The 14170-nt window shown below is 57.1% G+C and carries 13 protein-coding genes; 8 read left to right on the top strand and 5 right to left on the bottom strand.

Going from position 1 to position 14170, the window contains the following annotated elements:
* Nucleotides 1-205: 205 nt before the first annotated feature.
* Nucleotides 206-1333, bottom strand: a complete 1128-nt coding sequence (locus IQ265_RS10980) for an NAD-binding protein (protein ID WP_194053331.1) — start codon at nucleotides 1331-1333, stop codon at nucleotides 206-208.
* 405 nt (nucleotides 1334-1738) lie between these two features.
* Here IQ265_RS10980 and IQ265_RS10975 point away from each other — a divergent pair, with 405 nt between their 5' ends.
* Nucleotides 1739-2386, top strand: coding sequence for a Uma2 family endonuclease (locus IQ265_RS10975; RefSeq protein WP_194053321.1), 648 nt, complete (start codon nucleotides 1739-1741; stop codon nucleotides 2384-2386).
* Nucleotides 2387-2440: 54 nt separating this feature from the next.
* Here the strand turns inward: IQ265_RS10975 and IQ265_RS10970 are convergent, their stop codons facing one another.
* Nucleotides 2441-3133: an aspartate/glutamate racemase family protein gene (locus tag IQ265_RS10970; RefSeq protein ID WP_194053319.1), complete on the bottom strand. Its 693-nt coding sequence runs from the start codon at nucleotides 3131-3133 to the stop codon at nucleotides 2441-2443.
* Nucleotides 3134-3278: 145 nt separating this feature from the next.
* On the opposite strand from IQ265_RS10970, the gene IQ265_RS10965 reads away from it, so the two are divergent.
* The 4 genes from IQ265_RS10965 (at nucleotide 3279) to IQ265_RS10945 (ending at nucleotide 8300) form a co-directional block, all read left to right on the top strand.
* On the top strand, nucleotides 3279-3638 hold the full coding sequence (locus IQ265_RS10965) for a rhodanese-like domain-containing protein (protein WP_194053317.1): 360 nt from the start codon (nucleotides 3279-3281) through the stop codon (nucleotides 3636-3638).
* A 1463-nt stretch (nucleotides 3639-5101) separates the two neighbouring features.
* Nucleotides 5102-5386: a hypothetical protein gene (locus tag IQ265_RS10955; RefSeq protein ID WP_194053315.1), complete on the top strand. Its 285-nt coding sequence runs from the start codon at nucleotides 5102-5104 to the stop codon at nucleotides 5384-5386.
* A 340-nt stretch (nucleotides 5387-5726) separates the two neighbouring features.
* Entirely contained in the window at nucleotides 5727-7976 is a 2250-nt protein-coding gene (locus IQ265_RS10950; protein WP_228037793.1) for a cellulose synthase catalytic subunit, read from the top strand.
* A 102-nt stretch (nucleotides 7977-8078) separates the two neighbouring features.
* Complete coding sequence (locus tag IQ265_RS10945; RefSeq protein WP_194053311.1) at nucleotides 8079-8300, top strand: DUF2283 domain-containing protein; 222 nt, start codon at nucleotides 8079-8081, stop codon at nucleotides 8298-8300.
* 183 nt (nucleotides 8301-8483) lie between these two features.
* Here IQ265_RS10945 and IQ265_RS10940 read toward each other — a convergent pair whose 3' ends face one another.
* Nucleotides 8484-8954, bottom strand: coding sequence for an Hsp20/alpha crystallin family protein (locus tag IQ265_RS10940; RefSeq protein WP_194053309.1), 471 nt, complete (start codon nucleotides 8952-8954; stop codon nucleotides 8484-8486).
* A 463-nt stretch (nucleotides 8955-9417) separates the two neighbouring features.
* Between IQ265_RS10940 and IQ265_RS10935 the strand changes: the two genes are divergently transcribed.
* From IQ265_RS10935 to IQ265_RS10925, 3 genes are read left to right on the top strand one after another with little or no spacing between them, the layout of a single operon-like run.
* Nucleotides 9418-12096: a TIR domain-containing protein gene (locus tag IQ265_RS10935; protein ID WP_194053308.1), complete on the top strand. Its 2679-nt coding sequence runs from the start codon at nucleotides 9418-9420 to the stop codon at nucleotides 12094-12096.
* A 4-nt stretch (nucleotides 12097-12100) separates the two neighbouring features.
* Entirely contained in the window at nucleotides 12101-12361 is a 261-nt protein-coding gene (locus IQ265_RS10930; RefSeq protein ID WP_194053307.1) for a DUF4258 domain-containing protein, read from the top strand.
* Complete coding sequence (locus IQ265_RS10925) at nucleotides 12348-12542, top strand: DUF2283 domain-containing protein (protein WP_194053306.1); 195 nt, start codon at nucleotides 12348-12350, stop codon at nucleotides 12540-12542. The genes IQ265_RS10930 and IQ265_RS10925 overlap by 14 nt, the downstream gene beginning before the upstream one ends.
* A gap of 94 nt (nucleotides 12543-12636) precedes the next feature.
* Here IQ265_RS10925 and IQ265_RS10920 read toward each other — a convergent pair whose 3' ends face one another.
* Together IQ265_RS10920 and IQ265_RS10915 are read right to left on the bottom strand one after the other, a co-directional pair.
* Nucleotides 12637-12798, bottom strand: a complete 162-nt coding sequence (locus IQ265_RS10920; RefSeq protein ID WP_194053305.1) for a hypothetical protein — start codon at nucleotides 12796-12798, stop codon at nucleotides 12637-12639.
* A gap of 100 nt (nucleotides 12799-12898) precedes the next feature.
* Nucleotides 12899-14002, bottom strand: coding sequence for a DUF1517 domain-containing protein (locus IQ265_RS10915; protein ID WP_194053304.1), 1104 nt, complete (start codon nucleotides 14000-14002; stop codon nucleotides 12899-12901).
* Nucleotides 14003-14170: the final 168 nt, after the last annotated feature.

The raw sequence follows: 14170 nt of genomic DNA, 5'->3' as shown, positions 1-14170 counted from the left end.
GGTCAAAACGGTCTATACAGTAAGGGTTTCCTAATCTTTGACCAGTCTATAGCGAGAGATTTCAGCTCTCATCGCCACCCCCTACAAACCTTAACGGATCGTAATATGAATAGGCGTTTAGACTCATAAACGGCTTGATAACGGGATCCTTAGCCTCCCCCAGCCCGCACAGCAAGAGCATTTTCAATACCATTGATGAGCTCTGTCAATCGATGCAATCGACCTTTCTAAACGCCATTACCACTAGGGCATCGTCGACTGCCAACCGCTCAAAGGACTGGGGCTTGGGGTTGAGCAAAATTTCGCCGCTGCCCCGCCGCACGCCGATCAGCAGCAGCGGATTGTCGGTTTGAGTTGCGCTGTAGGCGCTCACCCACTGGCTCAACTCAGCAAAGGTTTTGCCCTCTAGCTGGCTGGGGTAGCGGCCCGGATCAATAAAGTAAAACTCGTTAGAGTCGTCGGAGTAGGTGAGCAACTGCTGGTAGACCACCGACATGTTTTTGAACATAGCGCTCTGGGCCATAATGCCCGCGCTGTAGTCGCGGGCCGATACCACCTCGTCTACCCCAGCTTCTTGCAGATGGCGACGGCGGCTGAGGTTGACCAGTTCAGCAATGACGTGAATGTCTGTTTGCTGGCCGGGCAGGCGCTCTAGATGCTTGATAGCGAGCGCTATGAGGGCGTTTTTTTCGTCGGGGGCCTCGGTGGCTTCGTCGGCTAGCAAAATTACCGCTTTGGCATGGGGGGCACAGAGACGCTCCAGGGTGGCGTGGTGGGTGGGGTCGTCCTGCACAAAGTGCACTCGGTTGGGAAAGACTTTGGGATTTGGGTAGCGGCTGGGCACCCCCTTAAAACGAGTGTCTGCTTCAAAGTCAGCCACCGCTGAGGTCGCCACCACCACGATATCGATGGGGCTATCTTTGTTGCCCTCTAGCAGTTGATCAACAATGCCCGCCGCCTTGTCGTTCCAGTTGCAGATAATAATGTGGTCTTGAAACACGCTCACAGAGGTCTCCGATCGCAGGGCACGGGTGACAAACATAGAGGAAATCTTGCCGCTGATAGCGCCAAAGATAAAGGCACCCGATATGAGCAGCAGCAGTTGCAGCACTCGCCCGACGAGGCTTTTGGGCTTGTCGGGATATTCCCCCATCAGGGTAATGACAATGTTTTCGAGCACTTCCCAGGGGGGTGTGCCATCGGCACCCCTGCCCTCCTGCCACAGCAGCAGCCCAACTACGCCCGCCAGCGCCAGCGCTCCGGTCGGAGCAATCAGCCGCTTGGGAGGTAACGCTTTGAGGGATAACCATTTCAGGGGTCGTATCACCGTCATAGGCGAGGTCGGAAGGTTGGCATTCGCCATGAAACTCCCATCACGATAGCGTTAACGGTCAGCCCGTAGTGTATGTTCGGCTGGCCAATATCCTCGGCAAATCTGCACTATTCTCCGCCCAGCCAACGTACCAAAACCCATCCATCAAAACATTTGCTATTGCCAGAAACCGGGTTTCTTCTTTGCATAGTCTAGGGCCATCGCTACACCCTCAGAACCCTGGTTTTTAGCCCTTTACATCAAGATTCTCGCCAGGGGTGAGCGGTGCGTTACGGTGTGGCAGTGAACTGGAGATGTATCCAAAGACCTCGGCACACCTAACGGCACCCTACGGCAAAAAGAGATCAGGTGATTTATCCTTCATGAGCCCTGTGGCACTATGGAGACACACCATTGCAAAGGCCCATGGTCACTAGCGCTCCCGACACCCAGGCCAATATTGCCCTTGGCGAAAAGCGGGTGACGCTGCGTGGCCTTGACTGGCAGGCTTACCAGCAAATTTACCAGGCCTTGCCCCAGACCCGCGCAGCCCGCTTTACCTACGATCGCGGTGCGCTCGAAATCACCATCCCCCTTGAAGATCACGAATTTGCCGTTCGCCTGATTGAGCTGTTTATTCGCATTCTGGTGGTTGAGCGAGGGCTAAAAATCAAAACTCTGGGTTCCACCACCCTCGATCGCGAAGATTTAGATCGCGGTGCCGAGCCCGATAACGCCTACTACATTCAAAACCAGCCCCTAGTGATGGGCAAAACCATTGACCTGCAAACCGACCCACCCCCCGATTTGGTGGTGGAAGTTGACATCACCCACACCGATATTGACAAGCTCAGCCTCTATGCCAACTTAGGAATACCGGAATTTTGGCGCTACAACGGCAAGGTCTGGCGCATTTACCAGCTTGAAAACGCGGTGTACCAGGAAGTTGAGACTAGCCCAACCTTTCCCATAGTGGCTAAAGCCAAACTGTACGAGTTTTTAGCCCAGGCCAAGCTAGACGAAGTTGACGCAGAAATAACCCTCCGGCGGTGGCTGCAATCTTCAACCAGATAGCTCAATAGCCCTAGCAAAGTCGGACCGCAAAAGCCAAGATTTCCGCAGGTGTTGTCAACCCAAGGCCAAAGCAACGGCGGCCTCGGCATGAATGCGGGTGGTAGGAAATAGCGGCACCGTCGCCGTCACATCCTTCACCAGCAGCTCTAGCTCGGTGCAGCCCAAGATCACCCCCTCGGCCCCGGCCTCGACCAGTTCCTGGCAGATCGCCAGCACCCGTTGGTGAGAGTCGGGCTTAAACTCGCCCTGGCACAGCTCGTCGTAGATAATCTGGTGCACCACATCTCGACTAGAACCGCCGGGAATCAGTACCTCCAGACCGTGATGCTCGATTAAACGCTGGCGGTAAAAGTCTTGCTCCATGGTGAATTTGGTGCCCAGCAGCCCTACTCGCCTCAGTCCCTGGGCCTTAATGGGCTCGGCGACCGCATCGGCAATGTGCACCAGGGGAATCGAAATGCGTGCCTCGATGTCGTCAGCTAGCAGATGCATAGTGTTGGCACACAGCAGCACCATGCTAGCTCCAGCCATTTGCAGCTTTTGGGCCGCTTCGACCAGAATGTCGGAAATATCGGCCCAGTTGCCGGCGTGCTGCATGGCCGCCATATCGGCAAAATCGACCGAAAACATGATCACTTTGGCGGAGTGCAGCCCCCCCAGCTCGGCTCGGGTGGTCTGGTTGAGAATGCGGTAGTACTCAAGCGAAGACTCCCAGCTTATGCCGCCAATCAGGCCAATGGTTTTCAACGGATGCCTCCTTCTCGCCTTTCGGGTCGTGCCCTGGGTATACCACCTTTCCGGGCCGATGGGTTATGGTTGCGTAAGTTTAGGCATCCCTGGCGAGGTCTGCCTGGCAGCGTTAGCGGATTGCCCCCGTTTCTAACCTTGACCTATGACGTTTTCCTCCGACACCGCTCCCTATGAACCCCTAAGCGTTGAGGCTTTGGCCCAGCGCCTGGCCGAGCCTGACGAGACTGTGCAGCTGATTGACGTGCGCGAGCCCGCAGAAGTGGAGACCGCCAGCCTGCCGGGGTTTGTCAATTTGCCCCTGAGTGAGTTCGCCAACTGGTCAGATACCATTCACAGCCGATTTGAGGCCGATCGCGAAACGATTGTGCTCTGCCACCACGGCGTGCGATCGGCTCAGATGTGCGGCTGGCTGGCCCAGCAGGGCTTTACCCAGCTTAAGAATGTGACCGGCGGCATCGATGCCTACGCCCTGACAGTCGATCGATCGGTACCCCTTTACTAGGCCCGCTGCGAGGGTTGTCCCTATGGTTACCAGTCCCCTGCGATCGCTGATTCCTGGCCAGACCTCCGTGGCGGCCGACCTGCGGGTATTGGCGGCGGCGGTGGGGCAGCAGCTGGCGGCCCATCGCCGGGGGCTACCGCTGGTTGCCTCGCGCCGCGAGATTCCAATGCACTATCGGGTGTGGGGGCTACAGTTTGGCCGCCAGGAGAACCAGGTACTGACATCGGTGGGGGCGATCGCAGACCTGTGCCAGCGCGACGGCATCGATGGTCGGCTGCTGATTGTCGGCGAAGCGGGGGTGGGCAAAACTCACACTCTGCTGGCGGTGGGCGATCTGCTGCTCAAGCGCGGCGGGCCGGTGCCGGTGCTGCTCGATGTCTCGGCCTGGGCGGGGGAAACCATGCGCGAATGGCTGATCGCAGCCCTGTGGCGCGACTACCGCGTGGCCAAAACCACCGCCGCCAACTGGGTCGACCAGGCCCAGCTCACCCTGCTGGTCGATGGGTTTGACCACCTGCCTGCCCCCCAGCAGCGCAAGTTTGCCGCCGCCCTGGAAGCTCTGTTGCGCACCAACCCCAACCAAACCGCGCTGCTCTGCTGCCGCCGCCAGGTGATGGAGTCGCTAGGGTTAACCTTTGATCAGTTCAATGGTGGCATCCATATTATTCCGCTGGCGGCGCAGCAGGTTAAAGACTATGTAATGGCGCAAAACTGCCCCGATCTGTGGCCTGTAATCAAGGGCAGTAAGGTGCTGCAACAGCTGGCGCGGCTGCCCTTGCACCTGACCATGCTGGTCGCGATGACGAACCCAGTCGAACCGCCCATTCGCAACCGGGCTGACCTGGTGCAGCGCTACCTTGAGGACCGCCTGGCCCAGGCTAAGGGCAACTCAGCCCAGCACCGGACTACCCTGGGCTGGCTGGCCCAACAGCTTGGGTCGCGATCGCGGTTGTTCTACCTCGACGATCTGCAGCGCACCTGGCTGCCCGAACCCCGTCAGCTGCTGTACCGACTGCTGGTGGGGCTGGCGATCGCCCTGGTGATGGGGCTGGTAGGCGGCAACCTGCTGCTGGGGCTGGCCGTGGGGCTGATGCTCTCCCAAATTGACCTGGAGAACTTTGCTTATTTTCGGCGGGGGCTGGCGMTSRMCMYNCNRRSCKGNCTGRCRRYMSKGGCNNMSTTWCNCTRYGNGWCKGCNWCSMCCYSSGRCTNSSGSCTGNGGKCKRKSKACSRYRKKSRCSCTGCTGCTGAGCCCCTTTGATCGGGGGGTGCCTGGGTTTGGCTGGGCGGGGGTCGTGGGAGCCGTAGTTGGCTGGAGCCTGGGCCTGGTGGGSMTGYTKYSGGKCGRKYWKGCMGNKAKSKMKGCMRWGCMGNCWCRCCSSCAACYRRGMCGWWAYKYYSGMCMTKCKSRWYGMAGYRGYYYWRRWGSYGSWAMTGGCNNTGGWGCTAGCNNGSTGCTGCTGGTGCTGCCAGCGGTAGTGAGCGGGCAGCCGCCCCTGGTGCTGCTGCCCTTCGACCGGGCGCGGGTGGTCGTGGCAGGGCTGGGGAGCGCGGCGCTGTGGCTGTCATTTGGGCTACAGCACGGCATGGTGCGGCTGCTGTTGGGCGGACGCCAGGGGTTGCCCCTGGCCGCGCGTCCGTGGCTCAATGCAATGGTGACGGCAGGGCTGCTGCGCGGGGTGGGGGGCGGCTTTGGCTTTGGCCATGAGATGCTGCGTCAGGCGATTGCCCCACCCCAGCGCGATTGACGGTGGCTAAACAGTGCGATCGCACGTCAGCGCCATCTAGACCTCGGGCTGGTGCGTAGAGAACTAGGTGAGGCCACGGGTAGTAACCCTCAGTACCCTTTAAACCTACCGGAGTCCTCCATACTGGGGGTCGCTTGGGCTGGGGTCGCTCATGTGGCTCTCAGAGGCATCCGGCAAAATCTCTATGGGTGCCCCCGGCAACACAGCCAAGGCAGATGCCCAGGCTCGATTTTCTTGCTCTTTACCGTTTAGCAGCACGATGGCGTTTTTATCAAAGTCTGCTTCTAAATCAACCGCTCAGGCTAAACCACGCCCCTCCGTCCTCTGGGCGACGTGGGTAATGGCGGCCACCGTTGGGCTATCGGCGGCGATCGTTTTGGCCTGGTTTGCGGGCGAAGCCCGAATTACCAGAATTTTTGCTCAGCTTCAAATATTGCAGGGCCAGCCCCCCATGTGGCTAGAAGTGCCGATGGTGACGGCCCAGTACTTAGCAGCTCCCACCGTGGTGCTGCTGCTGTTGGCCGCTGCCATCACCCGCATTTCGCCCCGGCCCCGGCCCTGGTCGCGGTGCATTGTGGTGGGCATTTTGCTCACCCTGGTCATCCGCTACCTGGTGTGGCGCTGCCTTTCGACTTTAAACCTGGCCTCGCCCCTGGAGGGCACCCTGAGCCTGGGGCTGCTGGGCATGGAGCTATTTGGCCTCACCACCAGCATTATTCAGCTGCTGCTGCTGCTGCGGGTGCGCGATCGCAGGCCCCAGGCCGACCAGCTAGAGCAGGCAGTAGTCAGCGGCAGCTACCAGCCCTGGGTCGATGTATTTATTCCCACCTACGACGAACCGGCCTTTATTTTGCGCCGCACCATCATTGGCTGTCAGGCCATGACCTACCCGCGCAAAACCATCTACCTACTCGACGACACCCGCCGCCCTGAGATCAAAGCCCTGGCCGCCGAACTGGGCTGCCACTACATTACTCGCGACAGCAACCACCACGCCAAGGCAGGCAACCTCAACCACGCCGTTAAACAAACCCAGGGCGAGCTAATTGCCTCCTTCGATGCCGACTTTGTGCCCACCCGCAACTTCTTGTGCCGCACAGTGGGCTTTTTTCAGCAGGCTAAGGTGGGCCTGGTGCAAACCCCCCAGAGCTTCTACAACGCCGACCCGATCGCCCGCAACCTGGGCCTGGAGGGGGTACTAACGCCTGAGGAAGAGGTGTTTTACCGCCAGATTCAGCCCATGCGCGACGGGGTGGGCAGCGTGGTGTGCTCGGGCACCTCCTTTGTGGTGCGGCGCAGTGCCCTAGAGGCCAGCGGCGGTTTTGTCACCGAGTCGCTGAGCGAAGACTACTTTACCTCGGTGCGCCTGGCGGCCCAGGGTAACGACGTGATTTACCTGGACGAAAAGCTCAGCGCTGGCCTCGCCGCTGAAGATATTGCCGCCCACGCCACCCAGCGGCTGCGCTGGGCCAGGGGCACCCTGCAAGCCTTTTTTATCGACTCCAACCCGCTGACTATTCCTGGGCTTACCCCCATGCAGCGGCTGGGGCACCTGGAGGGGCTGCTGCACTGGTTTAGCAGCATTCCCCGCATTGGCTTTTTGCTGATGCCGTTGGCCTACTCGTTTCTCGACGTAATTCCGATTCAGGCGACAACGCGGGAGCTGCTCTACTACTTTGTGCCCTACTATCTGGTGCAGCTGACGGTGTTTGCCTGGCTGAATGAGCGATCGCGCTCTGCCCTGCTGTCAGACATCTACTCGCTGGTGCTGGTGTTTCCGCTGGCGGCTACGGTGGTGCAGGCCATGGTCAACCCCTTCTCGCGGGGGTTTCAGGTCACGCCCAAGGGCACCTCTAGTCAGCGGTTTCAGTTCAACTGGAAGCTGGGCTGGCCGCTGGTGCTGCTGTTTGGCCTGACCGCCATCAGCCTGTGGCGCAACCTGGGCCTGTGCCTGATGGCGGGCTGGGGCAGCGATGCCTCATACAGCATTACGTCGCGGGGGCTCGCTCTGGGCTGGGTGTGGAGCGCCTACAACCTGGCCATGATCGCCGTGGCGCTGCTGATTTTGCTAGATGTGCCCCGCCCCGACGCCCACGTGTGGTTTGATCTGCGCCGGGTGATCAAACTGACGCCTCGCACCCTGCGCCCCGAACCGGGCCATTGCGCAGATGCCATCGCCCCCGCCAGCCCCACGCCCAAAACCTGGTGGGGCATTACCACCGCAATGTCTGAGGTTGGGCTTGAAGTAGCCCTTACCCAGCAGATTTCCCCAGCCCAGCCCCTCAGTGTGGGCATGGCGGTCGATCTAGAGGTTGCCGAAGAGGCGATCACCCTGGAGGGCATCATTACCGCCATTACCTACAAAAATAACGACAAAGACGAGTTTCCTCACCTGCGGGTGCAGTTTGGCCCCCTCGCCCCGACCAGCTACCGGGCTCTGGTTACGACCTTATTCTGCCGCCCCGGCCAGTGGAAGCGCTGGAACAGCCCCGGTGAACTGCGATCGCTCTGGCTGCTGCTGCGGGTGCTGCTGTGGCCCCGACGATTGAGCAGCCGCAGCCCCAGGGCGGTGCCGGTGGTCAAGGGGTAACCCACCTGCGGTAAGCCATCGCAGCCGAAACCCTTTATGATGGCGGCTATCAACTAACCTGTCATAACACCCCACGCCCCTGTCGCCCTTCGCCTTCGCCCTATGCAGATTACCTACGACCCCGATCGCGACATCCTGCAAATTGCCTTCAACCAGCGCGACGTAGACGAAACCGCCCGCGTTTCCCCCAACCTGATTCTCGACTACGACGAAGATGGGCTAATTGTTGGGCTAGAGCTGCGTCAGGCCTCGCGACGAGTCGATAGCCCGCTGTCGGTGACCTTTACTATTGGCGATGCCGATCTCGAAAAACCTCAGCCCTAAAACGATTTTGGATTTTGGCCTTGTAGTGAGCTTGTCGAACTATTGGCGATTTTGGCTGAGGAGCAGGCATCTTGCCTATGAACAAAAAAAGGGGAGGCAATGCCTCCCCGCGTCATCATGACTTGCTCTCAAACGTCAACCTCTGACGTCAACCCTAAGCGCAGAGACACCTCTGCTCAGCGCTTAGGCTTCGCCTGCTTCAATGGCGGGGGTTGCGGTGCTGCCCAGGTCAATTTTGACCACCTTGTTGCGGGCTTCGATCACCTTGGGCAGGGTGAGGGTCAGCACGCCATCGGCAAAGTTGGCTACTACCTGGTCGTTTTTCACGCCATCGGGCAGGTTCACCATCCGGTGGAAGCTGCCGTAGCGGGTGTCGTCGTAGAGCACCTTGGTACCCTCGGCAGCAGCGGACTGGTGGCGGCTGCCCGAGATCGACACCACATCGGCACTCACCTGCACATCCAGATCGGCAGCGTTAACCCCGCTCAGGTGAACAGTGAGCACAAAGTCATCGCCTTGGTCAACGAGACGCACCGCCGGAGTCCAGTCAGCTTTGGATAGGGCTTCGGTAGCAAAGTCGCCAAACACATCGTTAATCTGACGGCGAATGGCGTTGATTTCGGTGATGGGGTCTAAGTAGCGACGAATAATCATGGGTTCTAAACCTCCTGGTACTTGCCTTTTCAAACCGTTGAAGTGAGTTAGGTCAAGCATTTGCGCTTTCACTCTGTACAGTTTCTATAGTGCGCCAGCGCTGCTTACTCCTCCAGTCGTAGGAACCCTACTGCGGTGGCGAACTTCCCTCCCGTACCAAGTTGGGGGTGAACCGAACCGGCACGATCGCGCGATGGATTGCCAATTCAACCCGTGCGATCGCTAATGCGAAGACTGCGATCGCGATTGCCGCTTGACGCGATTGCCGCTTGATGACACGCCATAGCAGCTTGATGACATCGGATTGCGGCCCCTAGACATGCGATCGCAGGACGGTGATATGGCATTACCGCTTAATGACATGCCATTGCGGCTCGATGACTTAGCATTGCGGCGCGATCTGACGGCTTAAATTCTCTGCGAGTACCATAGCGATAAGGATTCTTCCCTTGGCCCGCCCAGAATGGATCGTATTCAGCTATTCGATGCTCTGAGCAATCTGTCGTCTCACGACTTTGAGCGACTGCTTGTCAGCGTCAACATTCCCCGAATGAATCGGGCCGGAGCATCAGCCAAAATTGGCGAACAGGTCAGCGCTCTGCTGGAGTGGGCGGATAGCGCGATCGGGACAGGGTTAGAGGCGATCGCCCGCCACCTGGCCGAACTCAATTGCTTTGAGTTTGATGCTTACCTGCGATCGCTCGTCGCCACCTACGAGAAATGGTGGGAGCACTACACGATCACCGATGCCGTTGGTAAAGTCGAGCAAGCACAGCCAGAGCAACCCTCAATTTTTGACTTTGGCCTCATAGTGCAAACTGTTACTAAAGAACGAGAGCCAACTGACCCGGAGAATACTCCATTTCAGCAAGACAAAGAGAAAACCGAACGGCTGCCCGTGCTGGAGGGCATTCGCAAATATGCCGACGACCATGTGCTGCTGGTGGGTCGCCCCGGATCGGGCAAATCGACAGCGCTGATTCGGCTGTTGCTGGAAGAGGCCGCCCTCTCCCCCGGCCCCTCTCCCAAGGTTGGGAGAGGGGAGGCAGCGCAGATTCCGGTTTTGGTAGAGCTGCGCTATTGGCAGACATCCGTGCTGGAGCGCATTCGGGCATTTCTCTACCAGCACGACCCTCACCTAAATTTGGATGATGCCGCTCTGAATGCCCTGCTGCGCCAGGGACGGTTTTTGCTACTGATCGACGGCCTCAACGAGCTACCCTCCGACGAGGCCCGCACTCAACTCACCACCTTTCGCCGCGACTACCCCAAAGTGCCGATGATCTTCACCACGCGAGATCTGGGGCTGGGGGGGGACATGGGGGTTGAAAAGAAGCTGGAAATGCAGCCGCTGACCGAGGCGCAAATGAAAAAGTTCATTCGCGCCTATGTGCCCGATCAGGCGGAGGCGATGCTGCGGCAGTTGAGCGATCGCCTGCGAGAGTTTGGCCAAACGCCGCTGCTGTTGTGGATGCTGTGCGAGGTGTTTCAGCGATCGCCTAATCGGCAACTGCCCACCAACCTGGCGGAGGTGTTTCGAGCGTTTACGACGATGTATGAAGACAGCAGCGTGCGCAAATATGAGGTGGCGCTGCTGAAGGGGGATGTGCGGCCCTTGAGCGATCGCCGCCTGTGGAAAGAAGCCCTCAAAGCCCTGGCGGCCCTAATGATGCAGGGCGAAACCCCGGTGGATTTTCGTGTGGCGATTCACCGCACCGAAGCCGAACGCGAACTCAGCAAACTCTTCGCCAACGAGAAATTCCCTGTTCGCGACATTCTCGATGACCTACTCAAATACCACCTGCTGCAAAACCGCACCACCGACCAACTCGAATTTCGCCACCAGCTCATTCAGGAATACTACGCTGCAGAACATTTACTGCAACTGCTTCCCAGTCTAAGCGATGAGCAACTCAAGTGCGACTACATCAACTACTTAAAATGGACAGAACCCATTATCTTAATGCTGAGCTTGATCAGCAAAGAGGAAAAGGTTTTAGACTTCATGCTTCTTGCCTTAGAGGTAGATCGAATGCTAGGCGGAAAGTTGGCAGAAGAGTTTCGACCAATATTAAGATTTCAAGCCACAGGATGGATTCCTGAAACAAGATTCAGAAAAAGTATTGAAGTACAGCCTACAGATATCCATGCTTCTTTTGACGAATTCTGCATTGCAATGGATTCATTTATGCGTTATGCAGAGGATGAAGTCCAAGATAGTGGGAATATATTTAATCCAAAACGTCAATCCCTAATGCAAATAGAGGCTGGTCAAACCTTGGTGGAAAAGTTGGAGAGTAAAGATTCTCTTGTAAGACTATCTGCGGCGATGGAGGCAAGGAAGGCTCACCACATTGATCTGACTAGTCATTTGATCGATCTCCTTGAGGATAAGAATTGGGATATTCGTTATGTGGCTTCTTCTGTCCTAAAGAAAACAAGCTCTAGAAGCTCAGAACTCGCTTTTCTTAGCATTTTAGAAGTGGAGAGCGATATTGATGTTTGTCGATGCATTATTAATAGTATTTCTAAGCCTAGATTTCTCTCTAATCTCTGGAAAATTTGTATGGTAAATGGAAGCTTAGAAATCGCAGAAGAGATTTTAGATGCCATTATCGTTATTCAGAATGGCTGTAAATTTTACAACTATGAAATAGCTTACGGTCTAGCACCCCAAGGCAAAACCATTTTTCTCTATTTCTCTTACGCCCCTGCCGACAACGCCTTGCAAATTCAACTGGCCAACCACCTCACCCTGCTCGAACACCAGAGCATCATTACCAGTTGGAGCAGCCACAAAATTTTTCCTGGCGACGATCGCACCCAAACTATCCACCAGCAGCTTAACACCGCCGACATCATTCTGCTGCTGATCAGCCCCGACGCGATCGCCGACGACACCTGCTACCACCTCGAAATCCAGCGGGCGATCGAGCGGCACCAATCCGGCGAGGCCCGCGTCATCCCCATATTGCTGCGCCCCGTAGACTGGCAGGGTGCCCCCTTCAATCAGCTTGATGTACTGCCCAAAAACCACCAGCCCATCACCACTTGGCCAAATCCAGACCAAGCCTTTCAGGAGATTGCTGAAAGCATTCGTACCATAGCGATGGAGGTTAGAAAGAAAAAGGGTGGAGAGTGAATGAATGAAGGAAATCCGCTTTAGTGAGCACTCACAGATCAAAATAGAACTACTTGCCAACCATGGACTCACTATCGAACCAGAATTCATTATTGATGTAGTTCGTTCACCTGACAGGCTAGAACCTGGAGAAGAAGATAAACAGATTGCTCAAAAGCGGTTAGACGAAACGCGAGTATTGAGAGTAGTTTATCGAGAGTTTAATGCATTCATCCTAATCATCACCCTTTACCCTGGCAGGAGATCTAGATATGAAAAAAATTAGTTATAGCAAGGATGTCGATGCGCTTTTAGTTGAACTATCTGAAGAACCCATCGCCTACGCCGAGGAAGATGGACAGGTGATTTTGCACTACTCAGCTAATGAGAAGCTGGTCTTAGTTGAAATTCTAGATTTTAGAAGACTCATGTCTGAAGAAGCAGTTACAGCACTTTTGGCTTCATAAACCTCCCTTGGCAACTAACGGAGTCTGAATAATTCAAATTACGCTCAATTTGCCCGACGATATTCAAGTAACAGAAACTGATCTGCGTACAGAGTTAGCGATCGCCCTTTTTCAGCGAAACATTCTGCTCATCGAGCAGGCGGCTCAAGTCGTTGGAACTGACGTAGATGATTTCTACCAAATTCCCGTCAATCACAGCATCCTCACTCCCCCAAACGACACTGATAACGATTCCAATGAACTCATCTTTGCCCATCTGCGGATTTCTTTACAACCAGCCAAAGCAGGCAACTTAAAGCCCATCGCGGAACTCTGGGATACATTGATGGCTGATACCCCATCCATTCACTTAAACGCTACAGCATCACCAGGTCGGGGTAGTTGGCGATTAGCTCATCGGCGCTGAGGCTGTCGCTGGGGTCTTGGGGCGTCCACAGCAGCTCGTAGACCAGCAGGTAGGCGGGCGAAATGGAGCCCAGGCGCTGTAGGACGGCGTTGAGATCGGCCACGGAGTTGACGGATTTGAATAGGGGGCGATCGTCTGCCGTGCCCAGCAGCAGCGTCACCACAATGTGCGAGGCCACCTCATCGCTGAGGCCACTGGGCATGGCTCGCCGCTGCACCTCGCCACCCACATTGACCAGGGTTTCAACCGCAAACTTGCTGCGCTCTTGAATTGAGAGTCGTTCAAATAGCTCCGACGCTTTCTCTCGCCCGGCCACCGTCTGCGACTCGGCCCGCACGTGGGTCCAGTAGTCGGGGTGGCGCAGCAGGGTAAGCACGGTGGCGCGCAGCTGGGCGGCTAGCCCTGCCGAAGTGGTGAGGTCGGCATTGACCGCGATTCGATCCAGCTCGCGCTGTAGTTCACGCGCTCCGGCCAGCAGCGCCACCTGAAGACGGGTCACAGTGACAATGTCGTTGAGCAATTCGCTCTGGCTACCCGTCGCCGCCGGGCCGCTACTCCTGCGACTGCTCTGCATCGAGCTGAAGACAATGGGCAGTAGAATGAAACCCAGCACCACAATGATGAAGAACAGCTCGCCCCCACCGCCATCGTCGCCTGTATCGACATAGACCGGAGCCGGAGTGTAGGTGGGATAGGGCACAATCACCGGGCCAGGGGCCGAGCGGTAGCCGTAGCCGCCCCCATAACCGCCCCCATAACCGCCCCCATAACCGCCCCCATAACCGCTGCTGGGAGGCAGGCTGCGCGGGGCCGAAGGCGCTGGCGCTGACCGACCAAACGAACCGCCTCGGCTCATGCCGCCGCTGACCGCTTGTTCTGCGATCGCACCTTGGGGCAGCAGCCCATCCCTCAGCCACTGCGACTCCACTGTTTTCAAGAACACCGGCTGGCCCTTCACCACGGGCACCACACCCAGATAAACCACCAGGGCAATCAGCACAGTGGCCGCAGAAATCATTAACCACAGCCGCTTAACGCTAGGGGTTACCTGCATCACGGGTTCTCCAGAGTTGAAAGGGACTGGCTTGGCACGGTTCTTTGAGTATCTAACAAACCTCAAAGCCCGTGGGTTAACAATCCTAAACTCGTCGCCTGGCCGCGCGATCGCTACCCGTTGCCAAAACCGTAACCCCGTACAGCTTCTTTATAGTTCGTTGATAAA

It is taken from the genome of Nodosilinea sp. LEGE 06152 (assembly GCF_015207525.1).
GTDB lineage: Bacteria > Cyanobacteriota > Cyanobacteriia > Phormidesmidales > Phormidesmidaceae > Nodosilinea.
This window is presented reverse-complemented; position numbering and strand designations above follow the sequence as displayed.

Bases quoted from the DNA above. Each gene is read 5' to 3' on its own strand.
- IQ265_RS10980 (WP_194053331.1), bottom strand. From the start codon at position 1,333: ATGACGGTGATACGACCCCTGAAATGGTTATCCCTCAAAGCGTTACCT.
- IQ265_RS10975 (WP_194053321.1), top strand. From the start codon at position 1,739: ATGGTCACTAGCGCTCCCGACACCCAGGCCAATATTGCCCTTGGCGAA.
- IQ265_RS10965 (WP_194053317.1), top strand. From the start codon at position 3,279: ATGACGTTTTCCTCCGACACCGCTCCCTATGAACCCCTAAGCGTTGAG.
- IQ265_RS10950 (WP_228037793.1), top strand. From the start codon at position 5,727: ATGGCGGCCACCGTTGGGCTATCGGCGGCGATCGTTTTGGCCTGGTTT.
- IQ265_RS10945 (WP_194053311.1), top strand. From the start codon at position 8,079: ATGCAGATTACCTACGACCCCGATCGCGACATCCTGCAAATTGCCTTC.
- IQ265_RS10940 (WP_194053309.1), bottom strand. From the start codon at position 8,954: ATGATTATTCGTCGCTACTTAGACCCCATCACCGAAATCAACGCCATT.
- IQ265_RS10935 (WP_194053308.1), top strand. From the start codon at position 9,418: ATGGATCGTATTCAGCTATTCGATGCTCTGAGCAATCTGTCGTCTCAC.
- IQ265_RS10930 (WP_194053307.1), top strand. From the start codon at position 12,101: ATGAAGGAAATCCGCTTTAGTGAGCACTCACAGATCAAAATAGAACTA.
- IQ265_RS10925 (WP_194053306.1), top strand. From the start codon at position 12,348: ATGAAAAAAATTAGTTATAGCAAGGATGTCGATGCGCTTTTAGTTGAA.
- IQ265_RS10920 (WP_194053305.1), bottom strand. From the start codon at position 12,798: ATGGGCAAAGATGAGTTCATTGGAATCGTTATCAGTGTCGTTTGGGGG.
- IQ265_RS10915 (WP_194053304.1), bottom strand. From the start codon at position 14,002: ATGCAGGTAACCCCTAGCGTTAAGCGGCTGTGGTTAATGATTTCTGCG.